Annotated in this window: 19 protein-coding genes; 9 read left to right on the forward strand and 10 right to left on the reverse strand. The window is 71.4% G+C overall.

Translation table 11 applies throughout. The features are described 5' to 3' along the window. Positions 1 to 37: 37 nt before the first annotated feature. From rplS to proS, 7 genes are all read right to left on the reverse strand, one after another. Positions 38 to 388, reverse strand: coding sequence for a 50S ribosomal protein L19 (rplS, locus tag OG698_RS16285; protein ID WP_054235359.1), 351 nt, complete (start codon positions 386 to 388; stop codon positions 38 to 40). Positions 389 to 521: 133 nt separating this feature from the next. Continuing rightward, the gene (gene trmD / locus OG698_RS16290; protein ID WP_406103675.1) at positions 522 to 1343 is read right to left on the reverse strand and encodes a tRNA (guanosine(37)-N1)-methyltransferase TrmD; all 822 of its coding nucleotides are present in this window, start codon (positions 1341 to 1343) and stop codon (positions 522 to 524) included. Then, positions 1343 to 1933, reverse strand: a complete 591-nt coding sequence (gene rimM, locus OG698_RS16295) for a ribosome maturation factor RimM (protein ID WP_406103677.1) — start codon at positions 1931 to 1933, stop codon at positions 1343 to 1345. Before rimM ends, trmD begins: the two co-directional genes overlap by 1 nt. A gap of 101 nt (positions 1934 to 2034) precedes the next feature. Continuing rightward, positions 2035 to 2274, reverse strand: coding sequence for an RNA-binding protein (locus tag OG698_RS16300; RefSeq protein ID WP_014176063.1), 240 nt, complete (start codon positions 2272 to 2274; stop codon positions 2035 to 2037). A 2-nt stretch (positions 2275 to 2276) separates the two neighbouring features. Beyond that, on the reverse strand, positions 2277 to 2714 hold the full coding sequence (gene rpsP / locus OG698_RS16305; RefSeq protein ID WP_116509370.1) for a 30S ribosomal protein S16: 438 nt from the start codon (positions 2712 to 2714) through the stop codon (positions 2277 to 2279). Between the two features lie 221 nt (positions 2715 to 2935). After that, the gene (locus OG698_RS16310) at positions 2936 to 3532 is read right to left on the reverse strand and encodes a hypothetical protein (RefSeq protein WP_266559563.1); all 597 of its coding nucleotides are present in this window, start codon (positions 3530 to 3532) and stop codon (positions 2936 to 2938) included. A 269-nt stretch (positions 3533 to 3801) separates the two neighbouring features. Continuing rightward, positions 3802 to 5217, reverse strand: coding sequence for a proline--tRNA ligase (gene proS / locus OG698_RS16315; protein ID WP_406103680.1), 1416 nt, complete (start codon positions 5215 to 5217; stop codon positions 3802 to 3804). A gap of 233 nt (positions 5218 to 5450) precedes the next feature. Between proS and OG698_RS16320 the strand changes: the two genes are divergently transcribed. Continuing rightward, positions 5451 to 6314 (forward strand): SAM-dependent methyltransferase, encoded by an 864-nt coding sequence (locus OG698_RS16320; protein WP_406103681.1) that lies wholly within the window; start codon positions 5451 to 5453, stop codon positions 6312 to 6314. Between the two features lie 6 nt (positions 6315 to 6320). Here OG698_RS16320 and ftsH read toward each other — a convergent pair whose 3' ends face one another. After that, positions 6321 to 8339, reverse strand: a complete 2019-nt coding sequence (ftsH, locus tag OG698_RS16325) for an ATP-dependent zinc metalloprotease FtsH (protein ID WP_406103683.1) — start codon at positions 8337 to 8339, stop codon at positions 6321 to 6323. 94 nt (positions 8340 to 8433) lie between these two features. On the opposite strand from ftsH, the gene yhfZ reads away from it, so the two are divergent. From yhfZ to OG698_RS16365, 8 genes are all read left to right on the forward strand, one after another. Further along, positions 8434 to 9372: a GntR family transcriptional regulator YhfZ gene (yhfZ, locus tag OG698_RS16330; protein ID WP_406103685.1), complete on the forward strand. Its 939-nt coding sequence runs from the start codon at positions 8434 to 8436 to the stop codon at positions 9370 to 9372. 104 nt (positions 9373 to 9476) lie between these two features. Next, entirely contained in the window at positions 9477 to 9878 is a 402-nt protein-coding gene (locus tag OG698_RS16335; RefSeq protein WP_406103686.1) for a PRD domain-containing protein, read from the forward strand. Then, entirely contained in the window at positions 9875 to 10231 is a 357-nt protein-coding gene (locus OG698_RS16340) for a DUF2620 domain-containing protein (protein WP_406103688.1), read from the forward strand. The genes OG698_RS16335 and OG698_RS16340 overlap by 4 nt, the downstream gene beginning before the upstream one ends. A 49-nt stretch (positions 10232 to 10280) precedes the next feature. Then, positions 10281 to 11621, forward strand: a complete 1341-nt coding sequence (locus OG698_RS16345) for a YhfT family protein (RefSeq protein WP_406111094.1) — start codon at positions 10281 to 10283, stop codon at positions 11619 to 11621. Between the two features lie 38 nt (positions 11622 to 11659). Continuing rightward, positions 11660 to 12610: a phosphotriesterase gene (locus tag OG698_RS16350; RefSeq protein WP_406103690.1), complete on the forward strand. Its 951-nt coding sequence runs from the start codon at positions 11660 to 11662 to the stop codon at positions 12608 to 12610. A gap of 2 nt (positions 12611 to 12612) precedes the next feature. Beyond that, on the forward strand, positions 12613 to 13815 hold the full coding sequence (locus OG698_RS16355) for an aminotransferase class V-fold PLP-dependent enzyme (RefSeq protein ID WP_406103692.1): 1203 nt from the start codon (positions 12613 to 12615) through the stop codon (positions 13813 to 13815). 2 nt (positions 13816 to 13817) lie between these two features. Further along, complete coding sequence (locus OG698_RS16360) at positions 13818 to 14981, forward strand: alanine racemase (RefSeq protein ID WP_406103694.1); 1164 nt, start codon at positions 13818 to 13820, stop codon at positions 14979 to 14981. Beyond that, positions 14978 to 16216 carry a phosphopentomutase gene (locus OG698_RS16365; protein WP_406103696.1) on the forward strand — a complete coding sequence of 413 codons (1239 nt, stop codon included), beginning with the start codon at positions 14978 to 14980 and terminating at the stop codon, positions 16214 to 16216. Before OG698_RS16360 ends, OG698_RS16365 begins: the two co-directional genes overlap by 4 nt. A gap of 66 nt (positions 16217 to 16282) precedes the next feature. Here the strand turns inward: OG698_RS16365 and ffh are convergent, their stop codons facing one another. Continuing rightward, on the reverse strand, positions 16283 to 17836 hold the full coding sequence (gene ffh, locus OG698_RS16370; protein ID WP_406103698.1) for a signal recognition particle protein: 1554 nt from the start codon (positions 17834 to 17836) through the stop codon (positions 16283 to 16285). 168 nt (positions 17837 to 18004) lie between these two features. Next, positions 18005 to 20494: a [protein-PII] uridylyltransferase gene (locus tag OG698_RS16375; RefSeq protein ID WP_406103701.1), complete on the reverse strand. Its 2490-nt coding sequence runs from the start codon at positions 20492 to 20494 to the stop codon at positions 18005 to 18007. Positions 20495 to 20500 lie beyond the last annotated feature (6 nt).

Raw genomic sequence — 20500 nt, forward strand, 5'->3', positions numbered from 1 at the left:
GATGCTATCCGGCCCGGCTGTGACCCCGTGCGCGAGCTCAGTTGTCGCGCTTCTCCTTGATCTTCGCGGCCTTGCCGCGCAGGTCGCGCAGGTAGTAGAGCTTCGCGCGACGCACGTCACCGCGGGTGACGAGCTCGATCTTCTCGACGATCGGGGTGTGCACCGGGAACGTGCGCTCGACGCCGACGGAGAAGGAGACCTTGCGGACCGTGAAGGTCTCGCGGACACCGGCGCCCTGGCGGCGGATGACTACGCCCTTGAACTGCTGCACACGGGAGCGGTTGCCCTCGATGACGCGGACGTGGACGTTGACGGTGTCACCCGGGCGGAAGGCCGGGATGTCGCTGCGCAGCGACGCGCTGTCGACGGAGTCGAGCAGGTGAGACATGATCGTCTGCTTTCTTCACCGATGCCACAGGTCATCGGCGGGAATGTTCGAAATGAGGATTCGGTAGCTGATCGCGTCGGGCGGGCGTCGTTCCCCCTGTGGCAGGGGCGCACGCTGGACGTACAGCAGCGGCCTATTGTTCCACGGCTTCGGGGTCTCGCCCAAATCGGCCGTCCGGGCCCGGCCGCCACCCCAGGATGGAGAGCATCTCGCGGTCCTTCTTGTCGAAGACCGAGGGGTCGCAACGCTCCACGAGATCGGGCCTGTTGCGGGTGGTGCGCCGCAGCGCCTCGTCCCTGCGCCAGCGCGCGATCCTGCCGTGGTGGCCGCTGAGCAGCACGTCAGGGATGCCCTGTCCGCGCCACTCGGGGGGCTTGGTGTAGACGGGCCCTTCGAGGAGGTTGGCCATGGCGCCGGGGGCGAAGGAGTCGTCCCGGTGGGACTCGGCGTTGCCGAGGACTCCGGGCAGCAGCCGCGCGACGGCCTCCGTGACGACGAGTACGGCGGCCTCTCCGCCGGCGAGCACGTAGTCGCCGATGGAGACCTCGTAGACCGGCATCCGGGTCGCGTACTCGTCGATGACGCGGCGGTCGATGCCCTCGTAGCGCGCGGGCGTGAAGACCAGCCACGGGCGCTCGGAGAGCTCGACGGCGAGCTCCTGGGTGAAGGGGCGTCCGCTGGGCGTGGGGACGACGAGGGCGGGGCCGTGGGACCCGGTCTCGTAGCCTTCGGCGAGCACGTCGTCGAGGGCGTCGCCCCAGGGGCCGGTCTTCATGACCATGCCGGGACCGCCGCCGTAGGGGGTGTCGTCGACCGTGTTGTGCCGGTCGTACGTCCACTCCCTGAGGTCGTGCACCCGTACGTCGAGCTGCCCGCGCGCGCGGGCCTTGCCGACGAGGGAGACGTTCAGCGGGTCGAGGTACTCGGGGAAGATCGTGACGACGTCGAGCCGCATCAGGCGCCGCCCGCCTCGGAGCCCTTGCCGGAGTCCGCGTCAGAGCCCTCGTCGGCGTCGCGGCTGGAGGCGATCTCGGCACGGTCGTCGATGAGACCGGGCGGCGGGTCGATGATCGCCCGCTGCTCCTCGAGGTCGATTTCGGTGACGATCTCCTCGACGAAGGGGATCATCACCTCGCTGCCGTCGGGGCGCTCCACGATGAACAGGTCCTGCGAGGGCAGGTGCGAGATCTCGGTGATCCGGCCGACCTCGACGCCGTCCGTGGTGACCACGTCCAGGTCCATCAGCTGGTGGTCGTAGAACTCGTCCTCGTCCTCCGGCAGCTCCTCCGGGTCGACCTCGGCGATCAGGAGCGTGTTGCGCAGGGCTTCGGCGGCCGTACGGCCGCGCACGCCCTCGAAGCGCAGCAGGAGGCGGCCGCTGTGCACGCGGCCGGTCTCGATCGTCAGCGGCCCCTTGGAGGCGGGGTCGGTGGCGAGCACGGCACCGGGGCCGAGCCGCAGCTCGGGCTCGTCGGTGCGTACCTCGACGGTGACCTCGCCCTTGATGCCGTGGGCGCGGCCGATGCGCGCGACTACCAGCTGCACGTGAACAACTCTCCTGTCATACGGCCACGGGCCGGGGACGGCCCTGAGGCCCTCCCCGGCCCGAGCCGGTGCTTCATGTGTCGCCGAACCGTTGGTCCGGCTCAGCGAACCTGGTCCACGTCGACGAGGTCGACGCGAACACCGCGGCCGCCGATGGCGCCCACGACGGTACGCAGGGCACGCGCGGTGCGGCCGTTACGGCCGATCACCTTGCCGAGGTCATCGGGGTGAACCCGGACCTCGAGTACGCGCCCACGGCGCAGGTTGCGCGAGGCGACCTGCACATCGTCGGGGTTGTCGACGATGCCCTTCACGAGGTGCTCAAGAGCCTCCTCGAGCATGCTCAGGCCTCGGTGGACTCGGTGGACTCGGCCGGGGCCTCGTCCGCCTTCTTGTCAGCCTTCTTGGCCTTCGGGGTGATGGCCTCACCCTTGGCGTCGTCGCCCTCGAGACCCTTGGTGAAGGCCTCGAACGCGGCGCGCTTGTCCTTGGGCTCCGCGACGAGCAGCGGCGCGGGGGCCGGGAGGCCCTTGTGCTTCTGCCAGTCACCGGTGAGCTTCAGGATGGCCATGACCGGCTCGGTCGGCTGGGCGCCGACGGACAGCCAGTACTGGGCACGCTCTGAGTTGACCTCGATGCGCGAGGGGTTCTGTACCGGGTGGTACAGGCCGATCTCCTCGATGGCCCGGCCGTCACGGCGGGTACGGGAGTCGGCGACGACGATGCGGTAGTGAGGCGAACGGATCTTGCCCAGACGCTTCAGCTTGATCTTGACTGCCACTGGAGTGGTGTCTCCTGGTCTTGACGTGGTTGGGCACAACGGGATGCCACGTGGGGTTGCGGTACTCGGAGTGCCCGATGGACGCGTCAGCCGGAGGCGAGAGGGTTCCTGTGCGGCTGTCGAGTACAGCTAGCCATTGTGCCATACGCCGACGGGGCGGCCGAATCCGGTCCGGGCGCCCCGCCGCAGGTCGCGCACCCTCACCGAAGAGCAGCTGGAGATCACCCGACGCCCGCGCCGACGGCCTCCGGGATACGGAACGGCTTGCCGCAGCCGCCGCAGACGATCGGGGCCTGGGCGAGGACCGAAGGCACCACGCGCACATTGCGCCCGCAGTCGCAGACCGCCTTGACGCGGACGCCGCCCCCGGAGGAGCCGTGCCGCGCGGCCGGGCCGCGGAAGCTGCGCTTGGTGTCCGCGGCCGTGGCCACGGTGTGCGCCTTGAGGGCGCTCTTGAGCCGCTCGATCGTCGGCCGGTAACGCTGCTTCGCCTCGGGGTTGAGCGTCACCAGCGAGAAGCCGCTGCTGGGGTGCGGCTCCTCGGGGTGGTCGAGGCCCAGCTCTTCGGCGATGGCGAGGAATCTGCGGTTGTGGTAGCGGCCGGCGCGGGAGGTGTCGCGTACTCCTCGGGCGGCGGCGATGCCATGGACTGCCTCATGGAGGAGTCGCTCGAAGGAGAGCTCGTGTCCGCAGGCGGACGACGACTCCCCGATCAGGGATTCGGGCGCGGCTAGATCTGGCAGCTCGGGGTGGTGCCGCTGAATGTCGGCCCACGCCTGTGCCAGCTCTGCGGCGAGAACAGGTGGTGTCGTGCTCACGTCGTGACAACGAGCCGGGATGCCTCTGTGTTCCTATTCCGGGGCATCCCAAATAATTTGCACGTACCAGTCAGTTGCCGCTCATGCGTCCGGACGAGGGCGGGTGCGCTGATCTGCGGAGAAGCCTCACAGCTCACACCAAGGTGGTGCGTAGGCGTACGTACGCCCCGGCGCGTAGACGATGTCCGCACGCCGGGGCGACTGTGTCCGTCTGATGCGCAAGGGGCCTTTCGGCCTTCTCGCGCCGCTCACTTCGTAGGTGCGGTGGCTCAGTACGCGCGTGCCACGACGGCGACGTTACCCGTCGCGTCATCCGCGTCCGGCACCGCCCCGTCCTCGGTGACCAGGCACCGTACGGAGACGGAGTGCTCGGCCAGTTCGGCCTCGCCCGCCTCGCCGAGGGTGGCCCACGGGATGCGGGCCCAGCCGCCCGACGTGGCGGCCTCGACGGCCTCGTCGACCGTCGTCACATCGGTCGTACGGGACTCACGGCGCTCGCGGGCCTGCTTGAGGAGCAGGGCCTGGTCCTCCTCGAGGACGGTGGGCAGGAGTGCGGCGAGCGCCTCGACGGCGACCGGCTCCTTGCCGCCGGGGATGCGCCTGGCCAGCATCGCCGTGCCGTTCTCGAGGTCGCGCGGGCCGATCTCGACGCGTACGGGCACTCCCTTGAGTTCCCAGTCGACGGCTCGGCGGCCGAACGGGGTGTCCGTGCGGTCGTCGACATGGACGCGGATGCCCGCCGCCTTGAGGGCGTCGCCGATCTCGTGGACCTTGGCCAGAACGGCGTCGTCCCCCTTGATGGCGAGCACCACGACCTGGATGGGGGCGAGCCGGGGCGGGATCCGCAGACCGTTGTCGTCGCCGTGCATCATCACGAGGGCGCCGATCATGCGGGTGGTCGAGCCCCAGGAGGTCTGCCAGACCAGCTCCTGCTTGCCCTCCTTGGACAGGTACTGGGTGTGGAAGGCCCTGGCGAAGTTCTGGCCGAGTTCGTGGCTGGTGCCCATCTGGAGGGCCTTGCCGTCGCCCATCATGCCTTCGAGCGTGAGGGTGTTGATGGCGCCGGCGAAGCGCTCCTGGGCGGTCTTGCGGCCGAGGACGACGTCCATCGCGAGGACGTCCCGCATGAAGTCCGCGTACACGTGCCGGTGGATGCGGGCCGCGAAGTCGCGGGCCTCCTCGTACGTGGCGTGCGCGGTGTGGCCCTCCTGCCAGAGGAACTCCGTGGTCCGCAGGAAGAGACGGGGCCGCAGTTCCCAGCGGACGACGTTCGCCCACTGGTTGATGAGGAGGGGCAGGTCGCGGTAGCTCTGCACCCACTTCGCGAAGTACTCGTTGATGATCATCTCTGAGGTGGGGCGGACGACGGCGGGCTCTTCCAGCTCCTTGCCGCCGCCGTGCGTGACCACGGCGAGTTCGGGCGCGAACCCCTCGACGTGCTCGGCCTCCTTGTGGAGGTACGACTGCGGGATCAGGAGCGGGAAGTACGCGTTCTGCGTGCCCGTCTCCTTGATGCGGGCGTCCATGTCCTGCTGCATCCGCTCCCACAGGCCGTAGCCGTACGGTCGGATGACCATCGTGCCGCGCACTGGACCGTTGTCGGCCAGTTCGGCCTTGGCGACGATGTCCTGGTACCAGCGCGGGAAGTCCTCGGCCTGAGGCGTGAGAACGGGTGTCTTGGCCATGGCGCGCATGCTACGGCGCGATGACGCCCGCAGGGCAATGCATTTCCTCCCGTACGGCCGCGCGCCGCAGGGACGCGCGCGGCGACCGAAGGCCCTTGGGAACACCCCCTAGACGTGACGACGGATGCGGAGTTCTCTGGCATACGGGGGAACTGCGAGCGCACATGTACGGGGCGGGATGAACCGCAGGAACACGCCACAGCAGTAACTCTCGGCGGATTGGGGCGCTTTCGATGACACCTACGCTCGTGCAGCGGCACCTCCCCCACGCGGGGCGCGTGCCCCGCGTGGACCTGTGCGCACGCGCGCGTGACTGGGCGGAGATACAGGAACGGATGCTGGTCCCGCTCTACGAAGCGGTCTACGAACGACTGGAGGTCGGCGATGGGGCCGGCACCCGGCTTCTCGGCCTCGGCTGCGGCTCGGGGCTCGCCCTGTTGATGGCGGCGTCGCGGGGCGCGGCGGTCACGGGCGTCGAGGCGGCCGCGCCGGAACGGCTCGCACTGGCCAGAGAGCGTCTCCAGGGCGAGATCCGGGGCACGCGCGCGCGTGGCGACACGCGACTGACCGAAGGGGGCCCCGAGGACGCGGCACAGCCGGACGATCCGCCGTACAACCTGATCACCGCGTTCCAGCCGATCGGTTGCACGGCAGGTGACTCCGAGGGGCTCGGCGCGCTCCTGGAGTCGGCGTCGCCGTTCGCCGAGCGGGGTACTCCCGTGGTGCTGGCCGGCTGGGGTCCGCCGGAGCGGTGCGCGACGTCGTCGGTCCTGAGGGTCGCGACGAAGCTCGCCGATCCGCTGCGCAGTGCGGGCAGTTGGCGGCCCGCGCTCCGCGACGACCTGGAGGAGGTCACACACCGGGCGGGGCTCAGGCCGGACGGCTCTGGCCGGGTCGCCTGCCCGTTCGGCTACGCGGACGTGAACAGCGCGGTGCGCGGGCTGCTGTCGACGGGGCTGTTCGACGCGGCGATCGGCGCGACGGACCGGTCCCAGGTCGAGAAGGAGATGACGGAGGCGCTGCATCCGCATCAGCGGCGGGACGGGACGGTGTGGATGCCGAACGTGTTCCGCTACGTGATCGCGCGCACTCCGTGACGGGCCTTACCGGTCCGTCGCCGTGTCCTGGCCGTCCGTGTCCTGAGTCCCCTGAATCCCCTGAGTCCCCTGCGCCTCCTCGTCCTTGGTGAGGCGGATGACGCCGGCGACGCGGTAGGCCTCCGCCTCGTCGAGGGTCTCGTTCGCGAGGAGCGCCGCGGCCAGGTCGTCCAACTGGCCGCGGTGGTCGCGGAGTTTGGTGCAGGCCTCCTCGTAGCACTCGTCGACGATGCGGCGCATCTCGTGGTCGATGGTGTCGAGGGTGTGCGGCGCGGCGGAGAGCCCGTACGCCTGCTGGGCGTCGCTCGGCAGAGCGGAGAGGCGGCCGATGCGGTCGCTCATGCCCCAGCGGGCGACCATGCCGCGCGCGATGTTCGTGACCTGTTCGAGGTCGTTCTCGGCGCCGGTGGTGACGACCCCGTATACGACGTGTTCGGCCGCCATGCCACCGAGCGCGCCGATGATGCGGCCCCGCAGGTACTCCTCCGTGTAGGCGTATCTGTCGGCGTCGGGCGTGGAGAGGGTGACGCCGAGCGCGCGGCCGCGCGGCACGATGGTGATCTTGCGGACGGGGTCGGCGCCGGGCTGGAGCATGCCGAGCAGGGCGTGCCCGCTCTCGTGGTAGGCGGTACGGCGGCGCTCCTCGTCCGGCATGACGAGGGGCCGTTCGGCGCCGAGTTGGACCTTTTCCAGCGCCTGGGAGAGGTCGGTCTGCGTGACGGCTCTCTGCTGGCGTTTGACGGCGAGGAGGGCAGCCTCGTTGGTGAGGTTGGCGAGGTCTGCGCCGGTCATGCCCGGGGTCGTGCGGGCGACCTGCAGCAGGTCCACGTCCGGGGCGAGCGGGATCTCCCGGGTGTGGATCTTGAGGATCGCCTCGCGGCCGCCGCGGTCGGGAGGGCTGACCGTCACCAGGCGGTCGAAGCGGCCGGGGCGGGTGAGGGCCGGGTCGAGGACGTCCGCGCGGTTGGTGGCGGCGATGACGATGACGCCCTCGGATCCCGAGAAGCCGTCCATCTCGGTGAGGATCTGGTTGAGGGTCTGCTCGCGTTCGTCGTGACCACCCATGGCGGAACCGCCGCCGCGGGCCCGTCCGATGGTGTCGATCTCGTCGATGAAGATGATCGAGGGCGCCACCTTGCGGGCCTCGGCGAAGAGTTCGCGTACGCGCGAGGCGCCGACTCCGACGATCATCTCGATGAACTCGGAGGCGGACGCGGAGAAGAACGGGACACCGGCCTCGCCCGCGACGGCCCGGGCCAGGAGCGTCTTGCCGGTTCCCGGCGGGCCCGACAGGAGGACGCCGCGGGGCATCTTCGCGCCCATCTCGCGGTAGGCGTCGGGGTTCTTGAGAAAGTCGACGACGTCACTGAGCTCCCCCTGAACCTCGTCGATGCCGGCGACATCCGCGAACGTGGTGCGCTGCATGCCGGGCTCGAGCTCGACCGGCTTGGGCGGCTGCTTGCGCCCGAGCATGCCTCCCCCCATGCCGCCGCCCATGCCCTGCCGCATCCGCCGCGCGATGAAGATCCACAGCACGACGAGCAGGAACATCGGGGCGAGCGAGATGAGGAGGTTGGCGAGGAAGCTGCGCTCCTGGACGACCGGTGAGGCCGTCACGGTGACGTTGTGCTTCTCCAGATTCGCCCAGAGGTCGTCGTCCGCGAAGGACGGCCGCTGAGTCTTGAACTTGGTGTAGTTCTTGCTCGAGCTGTCACTGCCGCCGGGCGTGGGCCGCTCCTTCTTGAGCTGGCCCTGGATCGCGTCGCCCTTGGAGTAGATCTTGGTGACGTTGTTGTCGGCGACCTGCTTGCTGAACTCGGTGTACGAGATCGTCGGCTCGTCGCCCTTGCTGAAGAACGACAGCACGAGGTTGGCGATGACGTAGACGATCAGAGCGGTGAGGATGAGACCGCCCCAGCCGCCCGGCATCTTCCTCCTGGGCGGCTTCGCGGGCTGTGGAGGCGGGGCCCCCTCGGAGCGCCACGGCTGGTCGGTGCGGTCGCGCGGGGGTACGGGGTTGGCCACGCCTGCTCTCCCTCCTGCCGTCACGCCTCCCGCCCATGACCGCACACATCCGGGACTCTTGCCAGTATCCAGAATCCTGGTTACTGTCCCGGCTGTGAACGGTTTCGACGAGCGCTTCCTTACGCGCAACGGCCTCGCGGCCCGCCAGCTCGCGGTCCTGCTGCTCAACCACGAGCCCGACACGCGACTGCCCCGGATCCGCGACTTCGCCGAGGAACTGGGATGCGGAAACGGCACGGTTCAGGCCGCCCTGCGGCTCCTGGAGGAGTCCGGCGCCATCGAGACCGCCGCGCGCGGCCACCTCGGCACCTTCCTGGTGCGCTCCGAGCGCTCCATACTGTGGCGCCTCTCCGGCCTCGGCACCCTGCTCGCCGCGATGCCCCTCCCCTACTCCCGCCGCTACGAGGGCCTGGCCACCGGCCTGCGTACGGCCTTCGAGGAGGCGGGCACCCCCTTCGCGATCACGTTCATGCGTGGCGCGGGCGCCCGGACCACCGCCCTGCTCGAAGGCAAGGTCGACCTCGTGGTTCTCTCGCGGTTCGCCGCCGACCGGCTGATCGAGGAGCATCCGGTGGAGCTGGTCGCCGACCTGGGCCCGGCCACGTACGTCGGAGCGCACGGGCTGCTGCTGCGCGAGGGCGCCTCGCTCGACGCGCCCGGCCTGCGGGTCGCCGTGGACCATACCTCCGAGGACCAGCGGATGCTCGCCGAGCGCGCGTTCGCCGGGCGCACCGACATCGAGTGGGTCGAGTCCTCGTACATGCAGCTGCGGGATCTGTTCGCGCAGAACCTGGCCGACGCCACCGTCTGGAATCTCGACGAGGTGCAGGGCCGGATAGGGATGGGCGGGGAGGTGCTGCCGCTGGGCGACGAGGTCACCCGCGATCTGTCCCTGCGCAACTCCAGCGCGGCGATCATCGGCAGGACCGAGGGCACGAAGGCACTCTCCGCCGTGCGGGACGCGGTCGACCTGTCGACCGTGACGTCACTGCAGGCCGAGGTGTTGCGGGGCGAGCGCGTGCCGTCGTACTGAACCGGCGGGGGTGGCGCCCGAAGGATTCGGCTGCCCCCTCCTGACCTGAATATCCAGAATCCTGATTATTGTCGAATTATCAGTGGAGCCAGGAAGGAGATCCCATGGACGACCAACTCGCCCTCCGCATCCGGCTGTTCCGCGAAGGCGGCCAGGTCAGGCCCGAGGTCGCCGACTTCGTGACCGCCGAGCTCACCGCCCTCGCGGAACACGGGAACGAGGTCACCGAGCAGACCGCCGGCATGCTCACCAGCCATCTGATGATGGCGCTGACCCGGCTCGTCGACGGGGAGCCGATCGAGCAGTTCCTCACCGACGAACAGGTGGCCGCGGAGCTGGCCAGCCACCCCCGGGCCGTGGCCGGCGCCCGCGAGGTCGCCGCCCGCGCCCGCGAACAGCTCGGCGCCACCCTGCCCGACTCCGAAGTCAACTTCCTTGCCATGCATCTTGCGGTGCTGGCGGGACATCCATCACCCGACTCCCGACCCCCAAGGACCACTCCATGACAAAGATCCTCACCGGCGGCGTAGGCAAGGTCGAGGTCGCCGGGACCGTCAAGGCGCTCGCTCTCGACGGCGTGGACATCGTCGTCTCCAGCGACATGGACGCCGCGATGAAGCTCCGCGCGGGCCAGGCCGACTTCTACCTCGGCACCTGTCACACCGGCGCCGGTGCCTCGCTCGGCGTCCTCGTCGGGCTCATGGGACAGCCCGCCTGCCACACCTTCGGGCGTTCCGTACCGACCGAGGACGAGGTCAGCTCCCTGCTCGACCAGGGCAAGAAGGTCTTCGGCTGCTCCATGGACCAGATCGACGTCATCGCTCCACTGATCGCCCGCGCCATCGCCGCGCGCGCCTGATCACACCAGGCACCTCCGCCCCGGGCACGAAGGAGATCCCGTGAGCCCCGTGAACACAACACTCGCCGCCGGTGCAACCCTCGACTTCTCTCTGGCGCAGCAGTTGACCGTGATCGCGCTCTGCGCGCTGACCGCGTTCATCTCGCACATGGCACTGGCCGTCTTCAACGACGGTGTACGCCCGTTCATGCTGGACTTCATCCAGGGCCGGTCGACCCGCAGCGCCACCACCGCGGTCTCCTTCGGGCTCTCCGCCGGGTTCATCTTCGGGCTCGGCGCGCCGATGGCCCTGTCCACCGGGGTGCTCAACCCGTGGCTGCTGTTCCTGCCCACGGACATCCTCGGGCTGCTCGCCCCGAAGAAGTGGATCGCGCCGATCCTGGGCGGCGCCTGGGGCGCCGTCGTCGTGTTCGGTCTGAACGGCGCGAACAACGTGGCCCACGACCTGCCGGTCGACTTCCTGACGGCGATGCAGCAGATGTCGACGCCGATCCTGTTCCTGTTCACGCTGTTCCCGGTGCTGGCGATCACCAAGCAGTTCGGGCGTAAGTGGGGCGGCGTCGCGGGCGTCCTCGAACTGGCCCTGGTCGTGATGACCATGAAGATCTGGCCGAACATGTTCGCGGGCGCGCTCGCCATGGCGGTCGGTGTCCTGATGCTCATCGGCCTCGCCGTCGCCAAGGACGTCCGGGCGCGCAAGGCCGAGCGGTCCGAGGGCGGCGGCGTCGAGGAAGTGGCCCTCGCGGACGACCCGATGGCGTCGCTGTTCAGCTCCAGCGCGGCGAGACTGCGCACGTTCCTGCCGCTGTTCATGGTGCTCGGCGCGGGTGTCTGTGTGCTCGCACAGATGCACATATTCGGCGGTGGTGAGGCCACCAGCTTCCTGATCGCGAAGGGGCACTACAGCGAGGCCGCCCAGGTGGACTTCTACCGGGTATTCGGCTTCATCCCGCTGATCGCGACGACCGCGCTCGCCTCGGGGGCGTACGGCATCGCGGGCTTCACGCTCGTCTACCCCATCGGCTATCTGCTGCCGAACCCGTTCCTCGCGGCCATCGTCGGCGCGGCCGTGTTCGCCGTCGAGGTGCTCGCCCTGTCCTACATCGGCAAGTTCCTCGGCAGGCTGCCGAGCGTGCGCGACTCCTCGGAGCATCTGCGCAGCGCCATCACCGACACGCTCCAGCTGGCGATCCTCTTCGGTTCGCTGATGGCCGCCAACGCCATGGGCGCCGGTCTCGGCATCCTCGTCGTCGGCGGGCTCTACCTGCTGAACGAGGCGATGGGCCGGCCGGTCGTACGGATGGCGGCCGCTCCCGCCGCGGTGATCGTCGGCGGCATCCTGCTCAACCTCCTGTACTGGCTCGACCTGTTCACCCCGATCAAGAGCTGAGGCCGGGTACGTACGCCGGGAAGGAAACCCCCCACACCATGCACACCCCGCCCCTCATCCACACCGTCACCGGCCCGCTCCCCGCAACCGCCGTACGTGGCCCGGCCCTGGCCCACGAGCATCTGGTGCTCGACCTCGACCGGCACGGCAACGGCGGTGCGGTCCTCGACGCCGAGGCGCACGGACCGGCCGTCACGGCCGAACTGGCCGCCCTGCGCGAGGAGTTCGACCTCTCCCTGGTGATCGAGCTGACCTGCCGCGGCATGGGGCGCGACCCGCGCGCCCTGGCCCGGATCTCCCGGGACGCGCAGGTCGCCGTCGTCGCGGCCACCGGCTGGTACTACGAGCCGTTCCACACGCCCGAGCTGGCCGGCGCGGAGGTCGGGCAGCTGGCCGACACGCTGGTCCGCGAGATCGACGGCGGTCTCGGCGCAAGCGGCATCCGGCCGGGCGTGCTCGGCGAGGTCGGCAGCCACGGTGACGTGCCCAGCGAGCCGGAGTCGCGTGCGCTGCGGGCGGCGGCGCGGGCCGCCGTCGCCACCGGCCTGTCGGTCGCCACGCACGCGCAGCTCGGCCGCGGCGGGCTCGCCCAGCTGGAGCTGCTCACCGGCGAGGGCCTCGCCCCGCACCGGATCTCGGTCGGGCACCAGGACCTCCTCGACGATCCGGCCGTGCACAAGGAGCTGGCCGCGAGCGGCGCGTACGTCGCGTTCGACACGGTCGGCAAGGAGAGCTACCAGAGCGACGACGTCCGGCTGCGGCTGCTGCTCGCCCTCCTGGAGGCCGGCTACGCCGACCGTGTCCTGCTCAGCTGCGACATCTCGCGCCACGGCTATCTGGAGCGCGAGGGCGGTCAGGGTTACGGGCATCTGTTCCGGTCGTTCCTGCCCCGGGCCCGTGCCGCGGGCGTGGACGACGGCCTGGTGGACCTGATGACGCGCCGCAATCCGCTGCGCTTCCTGACCGGCGCGAGCGTGGAGGAGATCTGACGATGACGCCCACCCACTCGGCGGCACCCGCGCTCCCCGAGACCTTTCCGCTCGCCACGATCCCGGTCGACGAGGCGATGGCCCGGCAGTTCCGCCTGATCGAGTGCACCGCCGCGCACTTCGCCGGCGAGGAGCTGTTCAGCGCCGACGCGGGCGTCGTGCCGGGGCTCGGCCGGCCCCGCACGACCGCCAAGGCCGAGGCGGTGCTCGCCGACTTCTTCGGGGCCGAGGACGCCGCGTTCGTCCAGGGCGCGGGCACCGGAGCGATCCGTGCCGCGCTGAACGCCGCGGTGAGCGCGGGTGACCCCCTGCTGATCCACCGGGCGCCGGTGTACCGGACCACCGAGGTCACGCTGCGCGGCATCGGCGTCCGTACCGAAGAGGTCGACTTCAACGACCTGGGCACGCTGCGCGAGGCCCTCGCGTCGGGGCGCTTCCGGTGGGCGTACGTCCAGCACACCCGGCAGCGGCTCGGCGACTCGTACGACCCGGGCGAGGTGCTCGCCGCCTGCCGGGCCGCCGGAGTGCGCACGGTCGTCGACGACAACTACGCCGTGCTGCGTGTGCCCGCGTCGGGCGTCGAACTCGGCGCGGACGCCTCCTGTTTCTCGCTGTTCAAGCTGCACGGGCCCGAGGGCGTGGGCATCGTCGTCGGGGCGCGTGACCTTGTCGAGCGGGTCCGCGCGGACAACTACTCGGGCGGCGGCCAGGTCCAGGGTCATCAGGCGCTGGACGTGCTGCGCGCCCTGACGCACGTGCCGGTGATGTGGGCGGTGCAGTCGCGGGTGGGCGCCCAGGTCGCCGAGCGGCTCGCCGCCGGTGAGGTGCCCGGGGTCGCCGAGGTGCGGCTCGCGAACGCGCAGGACCGGTGCCTGCTGGTGCGCCTGGACCGGCCCGTGGCGCGCCAACTCCCCGCTGTCGCCGCCCGGTTCGGCGCCGCGCCCTATCCCGTCGGCTCCAACTCCCGTTACGAGATCGCGCCGCTCTTCTACCGCATGTCCAGCTCGTCCCTCGACGACTCCCCGGGGCTCGCGGAGTGGACGGTGCGGATCAATCCGATGCGGGCGGGCGCCGACCTCGTGATCGACATCCTGCGCCGCTCCCTGGACGCGGTGCACCACCACGGACTCGAGGCGGCACAGAGCCACGGACTCGACGCAGTACAGCACCACGACGCAGTGCAGAACCACGCAAAGGACGACTGACCGTGTTCCTCGACAGCCTGCTCACCCGCAACCCCGAGCTCGTCGACGCCGCGGCCGACCTCCACCGGCGGGGCGCGATCCCGCCCGACACGTACGTCATGGATCTCGACGCGATCGAGTCGAACGCCGCGCTGCTCGCCGCCGAGGCGGACCGGCTCGGGCTCACCCTGTGGTTCGTCGTGAAGCAGCTCGGCCGCAACCCCGAGCTGATCAGGGCGATCGCCCGGCACATCCCGAAGTACGCGGCCATCGACGTGCAGGAGGCCCGCACCCTGCACGCGGCGGGCGCGCAGGCGGGAAACCTCGGCCACCTCGTGCAGATCCCGCGCCGCTCGCTCCCCGAGATGCTGGCCCGGCGCCCGGAGACCGTGACCGTCTACGACATCGACAACGCCCGCACGGTCTCGGAAGCGGCCCGCGCGCAGGGCTTCGTCCAGGACGTCCTCGTACGCCTCGAAGGGGCGGAGGGCGCGGTCTATCCGGGGCAGGAGGGCGGCGTTCCGCTCGGCGCGCTCGACGACTTCGCGGCGGCCGCCGAGGAGTTGCCCGGGGTACGGATCGCGGGCGTCACCGCGTTCCCGTGCGTGCTGTGCGACCCGGCGACGGGCACGCCACGCCTCACCGACAACTTCGAACTGGCCGTCAAGGCAAGGGAGTTGCTCACCTCACGCGGGCACGAAGGCCTGAAGCTGAGCGCCCCGAGCGCCACCTCCATGGCCAGCCTCCCGCTCCTCGCCGAACACGGCGCGACCCACGGCGAGCCGGGCCACTCGCTCACCGGCACCACGCCCCTGCACGCCCGCGACGCCGGCCAGCCCGAGCAGCCCGCGTACGTCTACGTCACCGAGGTCGCCCACACCCTCGCCGACGGCCGGCCCGCCGTGTTCGGCGGCGGTTTCTACCCCCGCGCGCACATCGGGTCCGCGCTGCTGCCCCGCACGGGCCGGCGCCTTGCGGTGCAGGACGCGCCCGCGGAGAACATCGACTACTACCGGCTGCTCGACCCGCCCGACCCCGGCCACGCGCCCGTGGCGGGCGACACGGCGCTGCTCGCGTTCCGTACGCAGATCTTCGTGACTCGGTCGACGGTCGCGGTGGTGGCGGGCCTGTCGTCCGGTTCGCCGCGCCTGACCGGCCTGTACGACGCGCAAGGGAGGGCCCTGTGAGAGCCAAGACCGTCATCGTCGTCGTCGACGGATTCGGCGTCGGCGCCATGCCGGACGCAGGGGCCCTGCGCCCCGGTGACCTGGCGGCGGACACCTGCGGGCATGTGCTCGACCGATGCCGCGAGGCGTTCGGGCGCCCGCTGCGGCTGCCCGCGCTCGGTGCGCTCGGTCTCGGCCTGGTCCATCCGCACCCGGACCTCGCGCGGCGTACCCATCTGCCGGTCGCGGCGGGCCGGGCCGGGCTCGGCTACCCCGGCGCGGACACGTACGCGGGTCACCAGACGATGATGGGCGCCGACTTCAGCCGGGTGACGGTGGCGCGGCTCGGCGACCACCTCGACGAGGTGACGGCGGCCCTGGAGGCCGCGGGCCACCGGGTCGAACTCCTCGGCGACAGGCCCCTGTTGGTGGTCGACGGGGTTGTTCTCGTGCACGACAACCTGGAGGCCGACCCGGGTATCAACTGGAATGCCTCGGGCCGCCTCGACGATCTGGGCTTCGACGGGATCCTCGCCGTCGCGCGCACGGTGCGCGCGGTGGCGCCCGTCGCGCGGGTGATCGCGGTGGGCGGCCATGCGAGCGGACCGCTCCCCGATTTCGTACGCGATGGGGACGGCGGCACGGTCGGTCTCGACACCCCGGCGAGCGGCTTCTACCGCAACGGTGGCCTTGAGGTGCGGCATCTCGGCGCGGGCCTCGACCACACGCGGCAGCTGCCGGACCTGGCGGCGCGGGCCGGGATTCCCGTCACGCTCGTCGGGAAGGCCGCGGACATCCTGGCCTGCGACGACGCGGTGCGGCGCCCGGCGGTGCCGACCGCGGACGTGCTCGCGCACACGCTGGAAGCCGTCCGCGCGGAGGGCCACGCACTGGTCGTGGCCAATGTGCAGGAGAGCGATCTGGCCGGGCACCAGCAGGACGTGGAGCGTTACGGGCACGTCCTGGAGCAGGTCGACGCGGGGCTCGCGGCGCTCGTCTCCCTGCTCGACGCGGACGGCGACCGGCTGATCGTGACCGGCGACCACGGGAACGACCCGACGATCGGCCACGCCTTCCACACCCGGGAGTTCGTGCCGGTGCTCGTCCACCGCCCGGGTGCGGCAGGTGTCGAGCTGCTGCCGGACGCGGGCAGCCTGGCGGACGTGGGCGCGACGGCCGCGGCGGCGCTCGGCCTCGATCCGGCGGGGCTCGCGAACGGCACGGAGATCAGCCGGGCGGCGGCGCGGGCAGCCTGACCCGCACATGCGTAAGGGGCGCCCGCAATGGCGGGCGCCCCTTACGCATGTCTACGAGGTGGCCGGTCAGCCCATGAACTTCTTGAACTCGTCGGGCAGTTCGAAGTTCTTGTCCTCGCCGGCTGCGGGCAGGCCGAACGCGTTGCCGCTCTGTCCGGCGGCCTCGCGGCGCGCTGCCTCTTCCTCTTCCTGCTGCTTGCGCTTCATCGGGTTGCCGGAGCGCTGCTTGCCCTTGGCCTGCTTCTGCTTCTTCTTCTGCCGGCCGGGGCCGCCGCCCATGCCCGGCATCCCGGGCATCCCCGGCATGCCGCCGCCCTGCGCCATGCGGGACATCATCTTGCGGGCCTCGAAGAACCGCTCGACGAGGTTCTTCACCGCGCTGACCTCGACGCCCGAACCACGGGCGATACGGGCACGGCGCGAGCCGTTGATGATCGTGGCGTCCGCGCGCTCGGCCGGGGTCATCGACTTGATGATGGCGGCCGTGCGGTCGACGTCGCGCTCGTCGAGGTTGTTGATCTGGTCCTTCATCTGCGCCATGCCGGGCAGCATCCCGAGCAGCTTGGAGATGGAGCCCATCTTCCTGACCTGCTCCATCTGGGCCAGGAAGTCGTCGAGCGTGAAGTCCTGGCCCTTCTTGGAGGCCAGCTTGGAGGCCATCTTCTCGGCCTCCTGCTGCGAGAAGGTCTGCTCGGCCTTCTCGATCAGCGTGAGCATGTCGCCCATGCCGAGGATGCGGGACGCCATGCGGTCCGGGTGGAACGCGTCGAAGTCGTCCAGCTTCTCGCCGTTCGAGGCGAACATGACCTGGCGGCCGGTGACGTGCGCGATCGACAGGGCGGCACCACCACGGGCGTCACCGTCGAGCTTGGAGAGCACCACGCCGTCGAAGCCGACGCCGTCACGGAAGGCCTCGGCGGTGTTGACCGCGTCCTGACCGATCATGGCGTCGACGACGAAGAGGACCTCGTCGGGCGAGACGGCGTCGCGGATGTCCGCGGCCTGCTGCATCAGCTCCTGGTCGATACCCAGGCGGCCGGCGGTGTCGACGATGACGACGTCGTACTGCTTCTGCCGGGCGAACTCGATGGAGTCCTTGGCGACCTGAACCGGGTCGCCCACGCCGTTGCCCGGCTCGGGGGCGTAGATGCCGACGCCGGCGCGCTCGGCGACGACGGACAGCTGGTTCACGGCGTTCGGGCGCTGGAGGTCACAGGCGACGAGCAGCGGCGCGTGGCCCTGCCCCTTCAGCCAGTGGCCGAGCTTTCCGGCGAGGGTCGTCTTACCGGCACCCTGGAGGCCCGCGAGCATGATCACGGTGGGCGGGTTCTTGGCGAACCGCAGGCGCCGGGTCTCGCCGCCGAGGATGCCGATGAGCTCCTCGTTGACGATCTTGATGACCTGCTGGGCGGGGTTCAGCGCCTGGGAGACCTCCGCGCCGGCCGCACGCTCCTTGACCTGCTTGATGAAGGCGCGGACGACGGGCAGGGCCACGTCCGCTTCGAGCAGGGCGATACGGATCTCGCGCGCCGTGGCGTCGATGTCCGCCTCGCTGAGGCGCCCCTTGCCGCGGAGGTTCTTGAATGTCGCTGCGAGGCGGTCGGAAAGAGTGTCGAACACGGCGGTCGCGAATCCTCGGGTTGAAGGGCGGGCGGACAGGTCGTCCTCCAGGGTATCCGGAGGTGTCCAGTGGGGTCTCCACCCCATTCGTACGAAGCGCTCCCGAGGCCCTACGAAGCGCCCTGGGGAGACCGGCGCCACAAAGAGCCGGTCTCCCCGTAGGCCCCGCTACCCCCGCAGCGCCCCTTCCAGCGCGCCCGCCACAGCGGCCGCGTCCGCCGCGGGGAGCGGCGTTCCCCCGGCGCCCGTGACATAGAACGCGTCGACCGCGTTCGCCCCGAGGGTCGACACATGCGCGGACCGCACCCGCACGTCCGCCGTCTCGAGCGCCCGGCCGATGCGGTGCAGCAGGCCCGGTGCGTCCTGTGCCCGCACCTCGATCACCGTCGCGTGCCGCGAGGCGGCGGGGGCGACCGTCACCCGGGGCGGCGGCGCGACGGTGCCGCGCCGCCGCGGATAGGCGGCGTCCCGCTCGGCGAGCCGGGCGGCGATGTCCAGGGAGCCGTCGAGGGCCCGTACGAGATCCGCGCGCAGCCGTGCGGCCTGGGGCAGGGACCCGTACTCGGCGGCGACCCTCCAGTCGAGGAGCAGGACCGAGCCCGGCATCTGGGCGGGCAGGTCGAGGGCGCGCAGCTCCGCCGTGCGGACCGTGAGCCGGTGCAGGGCGAGCACCCCGGCGACGGCGGGCAGCACGCCGGGCTGGTCGGGGACGGCGATCAGCAGTTCGACGCCGAGGGGCTCCGGATCGGCGGGCGCGGCCTCGGTGCCCTCCGCGTCCCGGTCGGCGGGGGCCTCGGTCTGCGCGCGCAGGGACAGCACCGGGCCGCCCGTGCGGAAGGCCTCGACGGCCAGCCGCTCCTGTTCGGCGGTCGGCTCGGCCGCGGCGGGGCCGTCCCCGTCGCCGGGGTCCTCCCCCGCGAGGACGGCGGCGACCCGTTTGACCAGGTCGGTGACGAGCGACCCGCGCCACGAGGACCAGGCCGCGGGCCCGGTGGCGAGCGCGTCCGCCTCCGTCAGGGCATGCAGCAGTTCGAGCGTCCCCACGGACCCGACCGCGTCCGCGACGGCCCGCACCGTCGCCGGGTCGTCCAGATCGCGCCGCGTCGCCGACTCGATGAGCAGCAGATGGTGGCGTACGAGCGTGGCGACGACGGCGACGTCCGCACGGTCGAAGCCGATGCGCGCGGCCACGTCCTTCGCGATGATCTCGCCGGCCACGGAGTGGTCGCCGGGCCAGCCCTTGCCGATGTCGTGCAGGAGCGCGGCGACGAGCAGCAGGTCGGGGCGGCCGACGCGGCGCGTGAGTTCGGCGGCGCGCACGGCGGTCTCGACGAGGTGCCGGTCGACCGTCCAGGTGTGCACGGCATTGCGCTGGGGCCTGCACCGCACCCGCTCCCAGTCGGGCAGCAGCCGCGTGATCAGGCCCTCGGCCTCCAGCGCCTCCCAGACCTCGACGGTCGGCCGGCCCGCGCCGAGCAGCGTCACGAGCTGCTCGCGGGCCTCGGCGGGCCACGGCGTGGGCAGCGGGCGCGCGGCGGCGGCCATCCTGCGCACGGCGTGCAGGGACAGCGGCAGGCCGGCCTGGGCGGCGGCCGCGGCGGCGCGCAGCGGCAGCACGGGGTCGCGCTCGGGCCTGGCCGCGCGGGCGAGGACCGCCTCGCCCTCCTGCTCGACGACGCCCTCGGCGAGCGGCGACCGCTCGGTGGCGGGCTTGCCCCCGCCGCCCAGCATGGCGCGCAGCCGCGGCCGCACGGCCCGCGACTTGAGCACGCGCCCCACCTCGCGCCAGGTGACGTCACTGGCGTACGACACGGTGCGCGCGGCCTCGTAGACCTGGCGGAGCAGGGTGTCGGCGTCGAGGAGGCCGAGTCCGGCGGCGACCTGGTCCTGTTCCTGGAGGGCGAGGCGGTCGGTGGCGCGGCCGGTGGCCAGGTGCAGGGCGTCCCGTACGTCGAGGAGTCTGCGCCGCGCGTCGGCGAGGCCCTCCCTGGGGGCGTCGGCGAGCCATGACGCGGCGACGGCGCGCAGCGCGGTGGCGTCCCTGAGTCCGCCCCTGGCCTCCTTGAGGTCGGGTTCGAGCAGGTACTGCAACTCGCCCTGGCGTTCGGCCCGTTCGTCACACAGGTCGCGCAGTTCGGGCAGGCGTTTGGGCGCCTGGTTGCGCCAGTCGGCGAGCACGGCGGTGCGCATGCCTGCCGTCAGGCCGAGGTCGCCGGCGATGTGCCGGGCGTCGAGGAGGCCGAGCTGCACCTTGAGGTCCTCGCCCGCCGTCTTACGCGCTTCCGCCGGCGTACGGACGGAGTGGTCGAGGGCGAGCCCCAGGTCCCATACGGGGTACCAGACGCAGTCCGCGAGGGAGGCGATGGCGCCGGGGCCGGCGCTGCCGTCGTGCAGGAGCAGCAGGTCGAGGTCGCTGCGCGGGGAGAGCTCCCCGCGCCCGTAGCCGCCGACGGCGACGAGTGACACCCCTGTCAGCTCGCGCGCCCCGGCGGTGAACAGTTCGGCGAGCCAGTCGTCGGTCAGCCCGGCGAGGGCCGAACGGCGCGGCGGCCCGGACTGCGCCTCGTCCTGGAGGAGGCGCAGCCGGGCCGCCGCATAGCCGCTGGGTGCTGAATCGTCGTCGTCCGCTTTTCCGGTCTGCACATCCACACTCGTCACCCAGCG

Source organism: Streptomyces sp. NBC_01003 (assembly GCF_045162695.1).
Taxonomy (GTDB): domain Bacteria; phylum Actinomycetota; class Actinomycetes; order Streptomycetales; family Streptomycetaceae; genus Streptomyces.